We start from the raw sequence: 12,507 nt of genomic DNA, 5'->3' as shown, positions 1-12,507 counted from the left end.
TGAGCCCGGTACAATACCGAGCTCATGCCCAACTGGTTGCATAAAAATAGTTGTCTAACTTTAAGGGGTCACTTCAGGACAGGCTGCTTTTTTATGCCTTACGGGAATACGGTGATCCCGTTTATCCAATTTCTATCCGTTTTCGACTGCGAGCTGACTCAATACAAGCGTCGATCACCTTCATATTGCTCACCGCATCTTCTGGCTCATACGGCAACGGGACACCATCAAGCACCGCTTTAGCAAAAGCATCCGCTTGCAGTTCAAAGGAATTAAAACCTTTCAGACGTTCCTCACGCGTAACCGAACCGACGTGGACGAAAATTTGCGGTACCACAGACGTTCTTTCCCAACCGAACATTTTGGGCATTGCAATCGTACCCTTGCTACCGAGAATTTCCATGTTGGAACGGTTGGCTGCCCACATGCCACAATCGAAAGTAAGGTTGACTCCACCCGGAAATTCCAGCAAGCCGGAAGCCATCATATCGACGTTGTCATGCTCCAGGGAAAATAAGGCATGTACCGTCACTGCCTCTGGCTCCCGGTCCAAATACATACGAGCAGCTGATATCGGATAGACGCCCACATCATATAGCGAGCCGCCGCCCATGTTTTTATTAAAGCGCACATTATCTGCCTGATCGGTATTGTTAAACGTAAACGTGCAATGGATGCCGCGAATGTCACCAATTTCCCCACTATTGATAATTTCCTTAATTCTTCGATGTTTGGGATGATAGCGATACATAAAAGCCTCTGCAAAGATCACTCCTGCACGTTGACACGCTTCAATCATGCGGCTTGTCCCAGCCGAGCTAAGAGAAGATGGTTTTTCACACAAAACGTGCTTGCCAGCCTCCGCTGCCCGAATGGTCCACTCTTCATGCAGATGGTTTGGCAACGGAATGTACACCGCTCCGATTTCGGGATCAGCCAACAGTTCATCATAGCTTCCATAACTTTTTGGAATATCGAACTCCCGGGCGGCCTCAGCGGCTTTATCCGCATTACGACTAGCAATCCCAAGCACTTCTCCGCGTTCAGATTGCTGAATCGCAGGAATTACAGCGATTTGGGCGATCTCCGCAGTGCCTAAAATTCCCCATTTCAGCTTTCTACCCATCATTCTCATCCTTTCGTGGTTAGGAATAGTTGTCTTGTTCCGCTTTATGCAGCATACCTAAGCAACGGTCCAAATCAGCTTTGACCTGCTTCTTGTACAATCGTGCTTTCTCCTCCCCATCATCTGTAAAGTGATAGAGTACAATCTCCTGAAAATCCACGCGCGGGTCTGTTCCTTTCAATCGCTTGGTACGGTAAAAAACGCCTTCCTGTACCAGCTCATGCAGCGCCCGGTAAACCTCGCTCTGAGGCGGAACATATCCAAAGCCACTAAACTCATCCTTCATCGATTCGAGCATCTGATATCCATAACCGCGATGCCTCTCCACCATTGTGATCAGATAAATTTTGATAAAAGCCCGCTGGGATATCATAAACGCCATTTCACAGCCTCCTCCACACCTTATTCGTGCACCTTATCTTCCATTATAAACCACTCTGCGTCCATACACTATTTCCTTTGATGAGATAAGAGTTTATGAGAACTCTCCATCCCTTGTGACCTGTTTTAAGATGGTGAGAGATATAGAATGAGGCGATATAGAGTAGTGTGCGAAGCGCTGAGAAATGATTTTATTGTTATTGCTATTATGAATTTTTCATATGTTGAAATAATGTAACTAAAACTAAAAAAATAGAGTTACAGATTACGAAGACTGGATTAATTGTTTTAAGGCCTCCGTATCGTTACTTGTCAAAACAGGAATATATTCTGTTATTTTTTGGATGTCCCAGTCCCACCATTTCAGGGTTTGGAGCATAGCTATAGTTTCCTCATCAAACCGATAACGAATTAACTTCGCGGGATTTCCTCCTACAATGGAATATGGCAGAACATCTTTAGTCACCACGGCATTTGACGCAATGATCGCGCCATCACCAATTTGAACTCCAGGCATAATGGTAGCATTGTAGCCAATCCAGACATCATTTCCAACCACAGTGTCCCCTTTGTAGCCCCCACTTAAATTGGGTACACCAACTTCCCAATCTCCGCCAAACGCTCCAAAAGGAAAAGTGGTAAATGCATTGGTATTATGATTAGCGCCATTCATAATAAATTTGGCTTTGGCTGCAATCGCGCAAAACTTACCAATCTTTAATTTGTCCCCTATAAAATCAAAATGGTAAAGGACATTTTTCTCAAAATCCAAAGGGTTATCATCATCGTCATAATAGGTATAATCCCCGATTTCGATATATGGATTAACCACTACATTGTTCAAAAAACACAGACTTCTAATATTTTTCATTGGAAAAACGCTTCTTATATCTGGACCACTCATTCAGCGACCCTCCCCATATGGATGTGAACATCCAGTCTATCAGTATGTGTACTATTAAACAAATGTAGATAGAAAAGTATCCCTTGGCCTTATTTCTTGGCGTTGGGATACTCTTGTGAACATATGTGATTGGGTTATCAAATCAGGCTTGCTTTTGTAAGGCTGGCGGACCTCCAGTCGGGCGAGGACGAACCCGAAGCCCCACGATCCATTTGCCCAGAGGCAAACGTGCCAGCAACCATGTTCCAGCAACGGAAAAGATCATACAGAGAACGAATGAAGCCAGCGTACGAAGAACGTGACTCCAGTCTGCAAACAACGTCTCGTCAAAATAATAGGTCATACGTAGCATAAAGGCATGCATGAGATACGCTCCATAGGACAACGTTCCGATGGCCGTCAGCATACTCGCCGCACGTCCCCCCTTATGAGCAATCCACGTCGCTACCCGATAAGCTACAAAAATAGACGCAACGCAATATACAGCCATGACCGGACGCAGCAGAGATAAATAGTTAAAGGAAAGAACTGTACCTCGCGGCGTCTGGAACTGACCGATCATCTCATACAGTAAGTAGCCTGTAATCACGATAAACAACGGCCAGTATATCATCTGTGCTTTGGTTACCCAAGCATTCCAACGCTTGACGTTCATCCCGGCTGCCGCTCCTAGCACAAAATAAAAGAAAAAATAGATCACATTCCGGTCAGCGTACAGGGTAAACCAAGAGGTAATGACCGGAAGCTGGAGCTTATCCATCGCTTGGTATACGGGTCCAACGGCGAACATGAGCAAAATATATAGCACGCCGAATCCAGCCAATGCAGCGGGTCGCCATTTTGACGGCAGTAGCGCAGACAAATGACGGACCGCATAACGAAACACGGGAAATAACACATAACACTGAATAATCATAACGATGTACCATAGATGATAGCTGCTTTTCCCGTTCAACAACTTCTGAAAAAAATCCAGCGGGTGAATATATCCACCACTTTGGGCAAGCTGATTTCCCAATTCGTATAAAAGAGACCATATGATATAAGGAACGATGATGTCCATGAATCTTTTACGTAAAAACGTTCCGTACTTTAAGGCTCCATCATAATTGTAAAATAGCACCATTCCAGTGATAAATACAAACACAGGAACTGCAAATTTGGAACACAGCAGTAAAAGTGTCATCAATACCCCGTCCTGGATGCGCGCCCCCTGCGCAACCGCATAGTGTGCGACGGAATGCTGAAGAACAACGGCCGCAAAAGCCAGCCCTCTCAGCAAAGCGACTTCGGAAATTCTCTCTTTTTGACTCATGTCACTCTCCTGTTACATCTAGCAATTTATAAATCCAGGATTTTTGCAAAATCCTCAATCTATTATAACGACAATTCTGTAAAAATATATAGAAGGTTAAACGTGCCAACGGCATGCAAAGCATCATTTATCTCAGGTTTATCAATGAGTAAAAATATGTAAAAGCAGCAGTCCTCCCTCTCAGGGAGACTGCTGCTGTAAAAACAACCTATATGCAAAGGAAATAGGAAAGCCTACTGTACATCACTTTCTTGACTAGCCGTAAAGTGTTTACAGGTTCCTTCTAGTATCTGTGTACACATCTGTACGCGGCGTGTCCGCCACCGTATCATCATACGTTCTGTAACGATCCGCATTCAGCGAACGGTTGGTGCGGAAAATATCATAAACATCCCTGTGATGGTCCGCGGAATCCACCAGCACTAAAATCTTGCCCTGATCGACGTATGTCTCGTATTGACGTGCATCATCCTCTGGAATGCCCAGTCCGACCAGTCCACCGACCAAGCCACCTGCTCCCGCTCCGACAGCTGCTCCGGTAAGAGTAGCCGCGATAGGTCCAGCGGCAAGGATAGGTCCGATACCCGGAATAGCCAAGGCCCCGATGCCTGCCAGCAAGCCAGCGACACCGCCTACAACTCCACCTGTAGCCGCACCTGTCGCTACACCCTCCGGTGCCTTGGTGCCTGTCTCTTCATTAATCGCCCTTAGATCGTCACGGTCACGTGTGATCACAGAAATCTCACTGCTTGGAATTCCTTTGCTCTGCAATTGTCCAATCGCACGAGACGCTTCCTGTTCTGTATCAAAAACACCGACAATTTTCTTTTCGTTATAATCGTTTAAGTTATTAGCCATGATAGTTGCCTCCCAATATTTTAGTGTTGAGTGGTTCGTTTTTCATTACCCCGCTATTATGACGTTTAAACGATTTTACAAAAATTCAAAAAGTCGATTAGCATAAAACAGCTTCTATTTAACGCTTTGGCTTTGCTCTGTTGGTCGCCACAGCTTCCAGTGGATCATCCGGCCAATAATGCTTGGGATATCTGCCTTTCAGGTCCTTTTTGACTTCAAAATAAGCCTCGCTCCAGAAGCTGGACAAGTCGGATGTCACTTGGACAGGTCGCTGGGCAGGTGACAGTAAATGCAATACAATTGGCACACGTCCGCGTCCAATACGAGGCGTATCCCTCATACCGAACAATTCTTGTAATCGTACGGCCAGCGCTGGTGCCTCAGGATTCGAATAATCGACAGGAATGCGGGAACCGCTGGGTACGCGGATATGCGTCGGCGCTTCCTGATCAAGCTGCTGCCGCTGTTCCCAATCCAGCCTGCCAAGCAGCAATGCAGCACTGTCCAGCCGTTGCAGATCGGATACATTTTTGGCTCCTAGAGCAAAAGGCAACAGCCACGATTCCAGTGAATCCAGCAATGCCGATTCCGTGCAGTCGGGCCAGTCCTCAGGCGCCGAGAAGTGCATAAAAATCAAACGAGCCTGCAACTGGAGGGTTTGCCGATTCCATGACAGCAGCTTTAGACCTCGTTCACGGACACCCTGCATCAAGGCAGCAGCTACTTCCTCTGCCGGAGGTCGCTCATAGGACGTTTCCTTTAAGACGAGTGAGCCCAGCCGCAGTACCTTGCGGGCTCTCACTGCTGAGGCGGAGCTATCCCAGTATACGTTAGCTTGTTCCAACAGCATTTCACTGCAATGCTCGACCAGCTCTTGCAGTTCAACTGGTGCCGCCAACTGAATAGCACCGTCTGCCCCCTCGTCGTCCACTTCAGCGGCGACGAGATAGGACGAACGCGACATCCACTCCACTTGTCGGAGGCGCGCCCCCCGACCGCCGCTAAGCAAAAAGCGGCCGTCCCCCCGGCCCTGCGCGATCCGATCCGGATACGCAAAGGCCAACAGCAACCCGCAAGCCGCGGAGCCGTCAGGCTCGTCCTGCGCTGCGGCTGCTGTCGGCAGCGTGGCTAGCAGCTGCCGGCTCTCCTGCACGATACGGCGAATCACCGTATCGTCTGCTGCCCGCAGCAGGCTGTGCGTGCTGCGGGCATAGGCCGCCTCGCGCAGGGCATCCAGTCGCGGGCGCAAATCCGTTCCGCCATGAGCGCGGAACGGGTCACGCTCTTGCAGCAGCGCAGCCAGACGGCTGGCAGTTGGTGCCAGGCCGAGGGCCGCAGCACGCAACAGCATGTGCCCAAGGCGCGGGTGCGTGCCCAGGGCGGACACCTCGCGCCCATGCGCGGTAATGCCGCCTGTAGTGCCATCGGCTGCTGCATCCAGACAGCCGAGCTGGTGCAGCAGACCTATGGCCTGGCGGTACGCGGCCTCAGGCGGGGCATCCAGCCAGGCCAGCTCGGCGGGCTCGCGCACGCCCCAGGCAGCCAGCTCCAGCGCGAGCGGGGCCAGATCCGCCGCGGCGATTTCCGGGCGGCTGGCATCGGGGAGCGCTGCTTGCTCCTGCGCGCTCCACAGCCGGTAGCATACGCCCGGCTGGAGGCGGCCCGCCCGTCCGCGTCGCTGATCGGCGGAGGCCTTGGACACCTTGACCGTGGTCAAACGGCTCATGCCGGTTCGCGCGGAAAATACCGATTCCCGCGACAGTCCGCTATCGATCACCACCGTGATTCCGGCGATGGTCAAGCTAGACTCGGCAATTGAAGTGGCCAATACCACTTTTCGACTGCCCGAAGCCGACGGGCGTATTGCCTCATCCTGCTGCTCCAGCTTCATGCTGCCGTACAGCGGAATGATCTTGACATGTGCTGGTAAATGCTTTGAAGCCAATTCTCGTTCCGTTCTGTGAATTTCTCTAGCCCCTGGTAAAAACACCAGCAGATCACCTTCATGAGCATGGAGTACCTTTTCTACCGTCTCAGCCGTAAAGGACTCTAATGAAGTTGACGAAGGTTTGGACATATGAAAGGTTTCTACCGGAAATACAGTGCCTGGACATTCCAGCAATGGCGCATCCCCTAATAATCTACATACAGGCTCTGCCTCCAGGGTGGCAGACATGATCAATATCTTCAAATCCGGTCGCAACAGCGCCTGGCTTTGCAGGGCAAGTGCCAATCCTAAATCTGCATGCAGGCTGCGTTCATGAAACTCATCAAAAATAATCAGCCCGACTCCCTCCAACGCCTGATCATGTTGTAGCATCCGGGTCAGTACGCCCTCCGTAACCACTTCAATCCGTGTGTTTGGCCCTACCTTTGTATCCATACGAACCCGGTAACCCACGGTCTTCCCGGTGGGCTCTCCGAGCGCTTTTGCCATTTGCGCTGCTGCTGCACGCGCTGCCAAACGCCTCGGCTCCAGCATAATCATCTTTTGCCCTGCCAGCCACGGCTCATGCAGTAGCTCCAGAGGTGTTACCGTCGTTTTCCCCGCTCCCGGCTGTGCAATCAGTACCACCGCCGAATGGGATTGCAGTGTATGTTTAAGCTCGGGGATCACTTGCATAATAGGCAGTTGTTTATCTGTCAATGAAATCTCTCCAATGATACGCTTGATGCGTAGAATCTAAGTTTTAATTCCTTTATTATTTTGAATTTTTCATTACCTGTAATTATCGAGCACTGAATAGAAAAGGTTAAGCTGCCCCTCTGGAACTTCTCTTCGGTCTGTCGTGCATAATTCTTCTAAATCTATTATACAGATATTTAAATTTCCCGTCTGGCCATCGCAGCTATGTAAGTTTTCTGTGTTAGCTCCTATACCTGTCGGGATGCACTCGCGGCAAGATCGTTTTATAATATAGTTGATATGGATTGCTGAAGGACGGAACACAGAATCGAGGTCACTTTCGTATGGAATTACAGGCCCAACCCATCAGAGGGCGATTTGCCCCAACACCATCGGGATGGATACACTTAGGAAACGCTCGTACTGCCTTATTATCCTGGCTGCACGTTCGTTCCCTGGGTGGAACCTATATTTTGCGCATGGAAGATATTGATATGACGCGAGCTCGCAGCCAGTTGGCGCAAGGGATTATGGAAGACTTGCGCTGGATCGGGCTGAATTGGGACGAAGGACCCGACGTAGGCGGTCCCTACGGCCCCTACACTCAAAGCCAACGGCTGGAACGCTACCAGTCTGCATTGGAGAAACTACAGAGGCCAGATTTACTGTATCCTTGTTTTTGCAGTCGGACCGACATTCTGGCCGCCGCCCATGCTCCACATGGACTGTCTGGTGAAGGGCCTGCGTATTCGGGGGCATGTCGTAACCTTAGCTCTCAAGATGTCGTAGCCAAAGCACAGCATAAACTCCCTTCACTTCGCTTTAAAGTACCGCAACATCCAGATGCCGTTATTTCGTTTCATGATCAGGTAGCAGGTCATGTAGCCTTTGGTGCGGCTGAGGGGGGCGATTTTATCGTCAAACGAGCCGACGGCATGTTTTCCTATCAGCTGGCTGTCGTTGTCGATGATGCGGATATGCATATGACCGACGTACTACGCGGGTATGATCTTCTCGATTCGACTCCCCGTCAGCTATTGCTGTACCAAGCTTTGGGGTTGCAGCCGCCACGTTTCGCACACGTTCCCCTTGTCCTAGGCCCTGATGGGCGAAGGCTGGCCAAACGACATGGTGGCGTAGCACTCCGAGCTATGCGCCGACAAGATGTCACACCGGAAGCAGTCATTGGCTGGCTCGCCTATTTTTCCGGGCTGCTGGATTCACCTGAGCCTGTGAAGGCTGTGGATTTAATCGATGACTTTCATTTGGACAAACTGCCCAAAGAACCTGTCATCCTGACGAAACAATGCCTCACGAGATTATCTGCACTGCAACGATAATGAGGTAAAGCACGGAAATCAAAGTGTACGGGCAAGGGCATTCCGCCCTTTGCTCCTCTCGCTTCTATTCCTCCAGTCGCTTACGCATAGCGGACTCATATTCATAAAATACAGACGACGTATTCAGCCCTCTTTCCTCCAGCAGCATACGGAGACGTAGTGATTTTTCAGTCAGCCTGCGACTGATCCGCTCTCGCTCTCCTGCCTCATGACAAGCGTGAAGCAAATCACGTAGCTGGACACATTCCTTTTGTAATTGAAGCTCTTCCGGTAAAATGCCTGCATTCTTCAACAGCTTGTACGACATCCGCAGCTCCTCTGGAACATGTGACAAATCCTCGATGACCAGTGGCTTGCCCTCTCCCGGCAAATGATCAAATTCACCTTTGGCCATCGCCTCGGCAATCTTCTGCTCTGCCATTCTGGAGAACATCCCCATCGCCCCTTTCCACTCCTTGTATTAAACATCCTATGTACAATCTATATTAAAGAACCCTGGAGTCCTTTGCCACTGTAGCTTACATATCATTAGGATGTCCTGTATCCATAAAGGAGAAAGAGGGTTATTCTTCGATCCCAAGCAATTGAGATACTTGTACTCGATATTTTTTGGCCTTACGTGTTCCATGAATGAGATTAGACAAGCGGCTAGCAGGAATATGATAGGTATCACAAAATGTTCTCTGATCCATTTGCCTCTCGACTAGCTTTTCTTTGATTTTCCAACCAAAAGGGGTTACAGGATTTCGTTTGTTCAACAACGTTACCACCTCTTCATAGTATAATTTAGGATTTAGGATTTAGGATTATGATTGGGGTTTGGAGATTGGATTTCACGCTCTTCCTTTAGCAACATGTCATGAACTCATTTGTTAAGATTTCATTTTGTATATTTGGTATTGATTCAATAGTTCATCCAGTTTCATGGATTGTTCAATCACTTTGGGATGCGTTAAAAATCCATATTTCTTCTGGACTTGGTACAGTCTTTTTCTGGCCCGTTCGACACGAAGTAAAGTCACACCTGGATTCATCAGCATGATTCCCCCTTCTGTGTCGTATCCTAATACAAAACGTAAACTTTTGGATTTTTTGAAAATTTGCTCGACAAAAAAAGTGCTTCTGCAGCATTCCAGAGGCACTTTTTGGAGTTTTATGTTTATTTAAAAAAATGCAACAGACTCCTACAAGCTGAACTTAAAATTCAACTATTGCTTTGCTACGCAGCCCGATGTTGCTTCCCATCGTCACCGCCCCTGTATTTCATGAATAAAGTCAGATAGGGTTAAAATCCATGGCAAATGCGACCGCATCACTTGCACAGCAACATTCTGCCTTCTTCGTTTTCCATATACATTTTATTTTATTCGGCTTGGAATAAATACTGAGAAATGTTTAATAACTATTAATAATAAAATAATCTTTCTTTTCGCCCTTCTCTAACTAAACTTTCATACTTTGTACACAATCTAAAGTCTGCAAATTGTTTGAACTGCTCAAATAATCTTATGCAGCTAATGAAAAAGGCTTCTTTGTTAATGACTAATGATTTAGATAAAACGTCTAGTAAATTTTTAAATCCATATGAATAATTACCTTTATTTAAGTAGTATTTAGCCAGTTCATATTTAAAACGCGTTAATTGTTCTGGAACCACTTGATGAGTGTACATGTCAGCAGATGGTTGCTGTTGGGTGATCGAATCTATCTCCGTTTCGAACTGCTTAAGTACTTCATCCACATCAACTTGAAATCGGTTAGCCGCCATCATAATATTCAATAGTTGAGTAACCATTTCTTTAGTGTTGTTTGATGATACACTAATATATTCAACATAATCCGGAAGCACACTTATATCTCCAGATAATAATAATTTATTAACGTAAGTATTACATAGCGCCCAATTTTGAAATAGTTTAATCCAATGCAGAGTATCCTCGTCCGTCTCTTTGACCCAATCTAAATTAACGTAGGCGTATGTATATTGTAGAGCTTGTTGATAATCACCTTGGGCTTCACAGACACTTGCACACAATAAATCAGCATAGGTGATATACACAAACAATGGACGGCTCAGCCTCTTTTCAATTTCCGCAGACTTTCGCTTTTTCTGTTGATGCTCTAATGTATATTGGATTTCCGCTTTATCTCTCATTTTTCGAGCGGTCACATCAAGCCTGTCCCACAAGCGCAAAGATCGATACACATTCGCCAAATCTTTAAGCGCATCAAGCTGGTCTATTTCATCCAGACGTTCCACGAAGGGTTCAAAAAGCGTTGCTGCCTTGAGATTACGGCTCTGATCATCTCCAACTTGAATCGAGAATATACGATATTGACAGATGGCCAAGCGTTCAGAATGCTGATATTTCTCCACTTCTGCGACATTCTCATAGAGAGGCAGCGCAGCAGCATGTCGTCCCTGTTCAAATAATGCTTCTGCAACATCAAATAGCCTTGACGCATACAGCGGATTATCCATGATATGCCCAACCATTCGACGGATAGCATCCAGCTTGTCCAGCTCCGCACAACGATACAATAATGGCTCGATTCGCCTAAAATTCGGGGAAAGGTCAATGATGTAATTTTCTATGTATAGATTGTAAAAATAGCCTTCTGGCAAATCCATAGCCACAGTGATTCGGTCTAGCTGCTGTACGGAAACAGGACGATGCTGAGTAATCCAATTACTAAGCGTTCTTTGATGAACCCCTGAATATTCGGCAAATTGACTCAACGTCATATCATTTTGTTTTAGATAATCCTCAAACTCCGCTGAAATCGTAGGTGTATGCTTCAATTCATAACCACCCTTCACATAAAAATTCCATTATTTTAAAAATAATCCTCTATTCTTCTCCATAATTAACCATCTGTCAATATATTATGCAACTAATGTTTATAGCGAAAATTCAGCATAACTTACACATATTGAGACATGTTGAACGAGTGACTTCCTGAAATGATTGGATTGATCCAAGTAAAAGGTTTCACAGAGTTGACATGACTAATTCATTACCCCATGTGGATTCTCACCAGTAATAGTATAGAGGTGAGGTCCCATGCAGAAACTCTGTTGGACCTTTAAATTACATGAAAAATCCTCTGATGTTGATGCAATCAAGGGATACATAGGTCATTTCTCTCGCTTTGATAATGCGAAGTTGATTATTTCTCCAATCACAATTCCTGTCAAAATTGCATAGATTCCCATAGCGCTCATCTGATATCCCAAAGCGTAAAATAACCCTATACCTATTGCGTAGCCCAACAAAATCACTGCATAGCGCTTTAATTTTAATCCACACACTCCATACAGAGTGCAACGAATCCCTAGCTCATGCTTTTTCAAAACTTTCAGAATTTCAATCCACGCACTCCATACAGAGTGCGACTTTTTAGTAAGGCAAGAGTTGTGTCATCTAAACTAAATTTCAATCCACGCACTCCATACAGAGTGCGACAGCCAACTTCCTTGAACAGGAAAAAATAATCAAGATTTCAATCCACGCACTCCGTACAGAGTGCGACTGAAGATATGCTAAATAGGTACTCCCCCAAACTTGGAATTTCAATCCACGCACTCCATACAGAGTGCGACTATAACCCATTGCTGATGCTGTATCTCTAAGAGATTTCAATCCACGCACTCCATACAGAGTGCGACCTAATATTCTCGATCACCGTCGCCGCTCGCACGCCTGATTTCAATCCACGCACTCCATACAGAGTGCGACCTTGTCACTGTGCTGGAGCCGCCGCCACCATCTAATGATTTCAATCCACGCACTCCATACAGAGTGCGACTCAAAAAACGCTTTGTGCTTATCCCGCCTTTGCTGATTTCAATCCACGCACTCCATACAGAGTGCGACACCCGATCAGTCCGTTGATGTTCAGGTTTTCGTTACTATTTCAATCCACGCACTCCATACAGAGTGCGACAGCGAAAAT

The 12,507-nt window shown here is 46.9% G+C and carries 11 protein-coding genes and 1 CRISPR repeat array; of the genes, 1 reads left to right on the top strand and 10 read right to left on the bottom strand.

Going from position 1 to position 12,507, the window contains the following annotated elements:
• Nucleotides 1–121: 121 nt before the first annotated feature.
• From NLX74_RS03970 to hrpB, 6 genes are all read right to left on the bottom strand, one after another.
• Entirely contained in the window at nucleotides 122–1,126 is a 1,005-nt protein-coding gene (locus NLX74_RS03970; protein WP_254327980.1) for a Gfo/Idh/MocA family protein, read from the bottom strand.
• A gap of 19 nt (nucleotides 1,127–1,145) precedes the next feature.
• Nucleotides 1,146–1,508: a replication termination protein gene (locus NLX74_RS03965; RefSeq protein ID WP_013310011.1), complete on the bottom strand. Its 363-nt coding sequence runs from the start codon at nucleotides 1,506–1,508 to the stop codon at nucleotides 1,146–1,148.
• Nucleotides 1,509–1,772: 264 nt separating this feature from the next.
• The gene (locus tag NLX74_RS03960; RefSeq protein ID WP_254327979.1) at nucleotides 1,773–2,411 is read right to left on the bottom strand and encodes a CatB-related O-acetyltransferase; all 639 of its coding nucleotides are present in this window, start codon (nucleotides 2,409–2,411) and stop codon (nucleotides 1,773–1,775) included.
• A gap of 142 nt (nucleotides 2,412–2,553) precedes the next feature.
• The gene (locus NLX74_RS03955) at nucleotides 2,554–3,726 is read right to left on the bottom strand and encodes an acyltransferase (protein ID WP_254327978.1); all 1,173 of its coding nucleotides are present in this window, start codon (nucleotides 3,724–3,726) and stop codon (nucleotides 2,554–2,556) included.
• A gap of 270 nt (nucleotides 3,727–3,996) precedes the next feature.
• Nucleotides 3,997–4,584: a general stress protein gene (locus NLX74_RS03950; RefSeq protein WP_254327977.1), complete on the bottom strand. Its 588-nt coding sequence runs from the start codon at nucleotides 4,582–4,584 to the stop codon at nucleotides 3,997–3,999.
• A gap of 118 nt (nucleotides 4,585–4,702) precedes the next feature.
• Nucleotides 4,703–7,231, bottom strand: a complete 2,529-nt coding sequence (gene hrpB, locus NLX74_RS03945) for an ATP-dependent helicase HrpB (RefSeq protein ID WP_254327976.1) — start codon at nucleotides 7,229–7,231, stop codon at nucleotides 4,703–4,705.
• Nucleotides 7,232–7,554: 323 nt separating this feature from the next.
• Here hrpB and gluQRS point away from each other — a divergent pair, with 323 nt between their 5' ends.
• On the top strand, nucleotides 7,555–8,550 hold the full coding sequence (gene gluQRS, locus NLX74_RS03940; protein ID WP_254327975.1) for a tRNA glutamyl-Q(34) synthetase GluQRS: 996 nt from the start codon (nucleotides 7,555–7,557) through the stop codon (nucleotides 8,548–8,550).
• A gap of 64 nt (nucleotides 8,551–8,614) precedes the next feature.
• Here gluQRS and NLX74_RS03935 read toward each other — a convergent pair whose 3' ends face one another.
• From NLX74_RS03935 to NLX74_RS03920, 4 genes are all read right to left on the bottom strand, one after another.
• A complete protein-coding gene (locus NLX74_RS03935) occupies nucleotides 8,615–8,989 on the bottom strand; it encodes a DnaJ family domain-containing protein (RefSeq protein WP_061829390.1) in 375 nt (124 codons plus the stop codon).
• Nucleotides 8,990–9,113: 124 nt separating this feature from the next.
• The gene (locus NLX74_RS03930; protein ID WP_029517081.1) at nucleotides 9,114–9,308 is read right to left on the bottom strand and encodes a Rha family transcriptional regulator; all 195 of its coding nucleotides are present in this window, start codon (nucleotides 9,306–9,308) and stop codon (nucleotides 9,114–9,116) included.
• 114 nt (nucleotides 9,309–9,422) lie between these two features.
• Nucleotides 9,423–9,590 (bottom strand): aspartyl-phosphate phosphatase Spo0E family protein, encoded by a 168-nt coding sequence (locus NLX74_RS03925; RefSeq protein ID WP_071558834.1) that lies wholly within the window; start codon nucleotides 9,588–9,590, stop codon nucleotides 9,423–9,425.
• Between the two features lie 365 nt (nucleotides 9,591–9,955).
• Nucleotides 9,956–11,353, bottom strand: a complete 1,398-nt coding sequence (locus NLX74_RS03920; protein WP_254327974.1) for a helix-turn-helix domain-containing protein — start codon at nucleotides 11,351–11,353, stop codon at nucleotides 9,956–9,958.
• 492 nt (nucleotides 11,354–11,845) lie between these two features.
• A CRISPR array of direct repeats spans nucleotides 11,846–12,498; the repeat unit is 35 nt; unit sequence TGATTTCAATCCACGCACTCCATACAGAGTGCGAC.
• Nucleotides 12,499–12,507 lie beyond the last annotated feature (9 nt).

Source organism: Paenibacillus sp. MZ03-122A, assembly GCF_024213325.1.
In the GTDB taxonomy this organism is placed as follows: domain Bacteria; phylum Bacillota; class Bacilli; order Paenibacillales; family Paenibacillaceae; genus Paenibacillus; species Paenibacillus polymyxa_B.
The sequence above is the reverse complement of the archived record's forward strand: the minus strand, read 5'-3'. Positions and strand labels throughout refer to the sequence as shown.

Excerpts from the sequence above, each read along its gene's own strand:
- NLX74_RS03965 (WP_013310011.1), bottom strand. The coding sequence starts at position 1,508 with ATGGCGTTTATGATATCCCAGCGGGCTTTTATCAAAATTTATCTGATC.
- gluQRS (WP_254327975.1), top strand. The coding sequence starts at position 7,555 with ATGGAATTACAGGCCCAACCCATCAGAGGGCGATTTGCCCCAACACCA.
- NLX74_RS03955 (WP_254327978.1), bottom strand. The coding sequence starts at position 3,726 with ATGAGTCAAAAAGAGAGAATTTCCGAAGTCGCTTTGCTGAGAGGGCTG.
- NLX74_RS03925 (WP_071558834.1), bottom strand. The coding sequence starts at position 9,590 with ATGCTGATGAATCCAGGTGTGACTTTACTTCGTGTCGAACGGGCCAGA.
- NLX74_RS03960 (WP_254327979.1), bottom strand. The coding sequence starts at position 2,411 with ATGAGTGGTCCAGATATAAGAAGCGTTTTTCCAATGAAAAATATTAGA.
- NLX74_RS03935 (WP_061829390.1), bottom strand. The coding sequence starts at position 8,989 with ATGGGGATGTTCTCCAGAATGGCAGAGCAGAAGATTGCCGAGGCGATG.
- NLX74_RS03970 (WP_254327980.1), bottom strand. The coding sequence starts at position 1,126 with ATGGGTAGAAAGCTGAAATGGGGAATTTTAGGCACTGCGGAGATCGCC.
- NLX74_RS03950 (WP_254327977.1), bottom strand. The coding sequence starts at position 4,584 with ATGGCTAATAACTTAAACGATTATAACGAAAAGAAAATTGTCGGTGTT.